This window comes from Sulfurimonas sp. (assembly GCF_023229025.1).
Classification (GTDB): Bacteria; Campylobacterota; Campylobacteria; order Campylobacterales; family Sulfurimonadaceae; genus Sulfurimonas.
Map to the genome: position 1 here is coordinate 1 of NZ_JALOAA010000076.1, position 3195 is coordinate 3195.

A 3195-nucleotide genomic window follows, 5' to 3' on the forward strand; every position below is an offset into this window, starting at 1 on the left:
TTAGTAAGTACATCATCGTTCATAAACAATTTATAGTCAATTGCCATCATCTGATCTAAAAATTCAATGTCACCAATTTTACCCCATTTTTTAAAAACTTTTTTGCTTCTTTGAACTTTTAAAAACTCAGCTATTTCATTTTTGTCTACATAACTGCTTGCATTTTCAAACATCTCTTCCAAACTACGGCTATTTATAGCTCTTTTAAACTTTATATATTTATCTTTTATATTTGTCTGCTTTAGGTTTTTTGGCAGTTTATCATTGATGTATTTAACTGTGTTTGCGCTACAAAGATTTAAGCCTGTTTTTAAAACCTCTCTTTTAAAACTATTTGAAAATATATTTTGAAACTTATTTAAAAAAAAGTATTTACTGTATCCGCAAAAAGCTTCATCTCCTCCATCTGCGCTCAAAGCAACTGTCACACTTTGCCTAGCTAACTTTGACACTATCATAGTTGGAAGTGCGGAGCTATCGCCAAAAGGCTCATCATAGTAAAACGGCAAACTCTCTACCAAATCTAACATATCACTGTTTTTCATATAGTATTCAGTATGATTTGTGTCTAAGTATTCTGCTATCGTTTTTGCATGTTCTGCCTCATTGTACTTTTCATCATCAAAGCCTATGGTAAAAGTATTTATTCTCTTGCCTTGTTTTTTTGCCAGTAATGAAACTACAAGTGAGCTATCATACCCACCGCTTAAAAATACTCCGACAGGCACGTCAGAAACCATTCGTAACTCTACGGCATCATCTAAAATAGCTTCTAGATCATCTAAAACTTCAGCTTCATCTTTTGTAAGTTTTTCTTGTAAATAAAAATCATTTACATCCCAATATCTCAAAATAGTAAATTGTGAACTTTGAATATCAAATTCTAAATAGTGCCCAGCCTCAAGTTTATAGCAGTTTTTAAATATACTATAGGGAGCAGGAATATATCCAAACTGGAAAAAGTAAGGCAGTGCCTCCAAGTTTTGCTCTTTTTTAAAACTAGGATGTTTATGGAAAGATTTAACTTCGGATGAAAATATAAATTCTTTTTCATCTGTATAGTAGTACAAAGGTTTTACCCCCGCCCTGTCACGCACTAAAAAAAGTCTGTTTTGCACTTTGTCCAAAATAGCAAAAGCAAACATACCTATAAATTTTTCAAGCGCCCTTATGCCCCACTCTTTGTAACTATAAAGGATCACTTCCGTGTCACTATTTGAGATAAACTTATATCCTAAAGCTTCAAGCTCTTTTCGTATTGTCTTAAAGTTATAAACCTCTCCATTAAAAGCTATGACATAGTTTTCGCAATCACTTACAAAAGGTTGATGTCCGTGAGAAGTAAGGTCTTGAATAGAGAGGCGATTATGCCCAAAGTGCATGCCGCTATTTTCATCAAAATACACTCCGTTATCATCAGGTCCTCTATATGATTGGATAGCAAGCATATCTTTTACTATATCAATTTTATTATTATTATCTATAAAACCGACTATTCCGCACATTCAACACTCTTTTTATAAAGTTGCTTTGTCTGATAAATAAAATATAGAGAATAAACTATGTATATAGTCACAAAAGGAAATTTATACCTTACTGCCGTACCGCTATTGTAAGAAACCAGTCCATATATTACAAGTGAAAGCAACAATAAAACATTTAAAAACTTTACTTTTTGCAAGTTCCATATTTTATACTTTGTGTTTAAATACAATATATACATAATAATACAAAACACTCCCACGTTTTCTAAAAACTGAGCCAATTGAAAAGTACCTGCTTCCATCCAAGGCAGAGGACGAAAGAACATCTTGACTGCGCTTGGAACAGCACTAAACAAAACATCTCCGAATGAATTTAACGGTATAAATGTGTCTGTTACATCAGATAAATTTTCATTGTAAAACGCCCATCTATAAAAGTTTAACCTTTCTATGGTAAAAAAATCACTGAACATAAAATATACGACTACCAGCATTAAGCTTGCAGACAATAGATACTTTAATCTATTTTTAGACGAGATAAGACTACTCAATAAAAAAGAAACTACAAAAATAAGCAGATTTTGAAACTTAATAAATTTCAACAATAGTAAAATTCCAAAAGCAAATATGTATTTTTTTGTAAAGAGCATAAAATATATGCCAAAAAACATTACAGAGAAAACCAACATATCCCGAAGGGCAACCGAAGAGTAGAGTATTAAACTAGGATATAGCAAATAAAAATATGCTATCAGTTTTGAGTGCAAAAACCCTTTTTTGTACATAAATAAAAAGATAAACAGATATAACAGAAAGTTTATCATTCCTATGGAGTATAAAGAGTCAATAAAAGGGATAGGAAACAAGCCAAAGAACACTCCGGAAAAATAGACCGTATACCCATTGCCAAAATTATCATCGTTAAAAAAGTCAAACTCTCTTATGTTTTGAGCAACGTTAAGGTATTTAAACTGGTCAGGCATATAATTTGGATCAAACAAAAAGCCGTTAAATAGAAATATACTAAAAATATGCAAAATCAGAATCAATAAATAGAGTCTGTTTATGCTGTAATATTTGTCAATTATTAAAAAAATCGTTAATATATATATGACATTTATAACATCAAGCATTAATAACATCCTCATACTGCTTGATTATTTTTTTGACATCAAAACCTCTTGCTCTTTGCTGTGCTTTTTCTTTATATCTGTTTCTTAAATCTTCAGATGTCATTATCTTATTCATAGCTTCTTTTAATTTTTCTACACTATTTAGAGGTACTAAAATGCCATACTCTGCAAATTCAACTTCATCTTTTAATTGAATTTTTACATCACTCTCTGGAGCCAGTATTTCTCTAGGTCCGCTTTGACAGTCACCGCTTATAACAGGCAGGCCGCATGCCAAAGCTTCAATAAGTACATTTGGAAAGCCCTCATATAAAGAGCTAAACACAAAGCAATCTGCTTTTGCCAAATATTTATAAGGGTTTGATTGTCTACCCAACAATACTACCTTGTCTTTCAGATTTAGCTCTCTGATTTGTTCTTCAAGAGCACTTCTCAGTTCTCCATCACCTACGATATAAAGTTTTGCATCTATATCTTTTATGGCTTCTACAAGAAGCTTATGATTTTTTCCGCTATCAACTCTTCCAACCGTAATGAAAGTAAACTTCTCATCTCTAAAATCAACTTCTTCTCTTGAA

At 31.8% G+C, this 3195-nt stretch carries 3 protein-coding genes; all 3 read right to left on the minus strand.

The features are described from left to right. A partial coding sequence (gene asnB / locus M0Q20_RS10945; protein WP_295061887.1) for an asparagine synthase (glutamine-hydrolyzing) occupies window positions 1-1505 on the minus strand: 1505 nt, incomplete at its 3' end. Continuing rightward, window positions 1493-2617, minus strand: a complete 1125-nt coding sequence (locus M0Q20_RS10950; protein WP_295061890.1) for a hypothetical protein — start codon at window positions 2615-2617, stop codon at window positions 1493-1495. The genes M0Q20_RS10950 and asnB, both read right to left, overlap by 13 nt. Then, window positions 2610-3195: glycosyltransferase (locus M0Q20_RS10955; protein ID WP_295061893.1), on the minus strand; the 586-nt coding region annotated here is incomplete at its 5' end. The genes M0Q20_RS10950 and M0Q20_RS10955, both read right to left, overlap by 8 nt.

Bases quoted from the DNA above. Each gene is read 5' to 3' on its own strand.
- M0Q20_RS10950 (WP_295061890.1), bottom strand. From the start codon at position 2,617: ATGCTTGATGTTATAAATGTCATATATATATTAACGATTTTTTTAATA.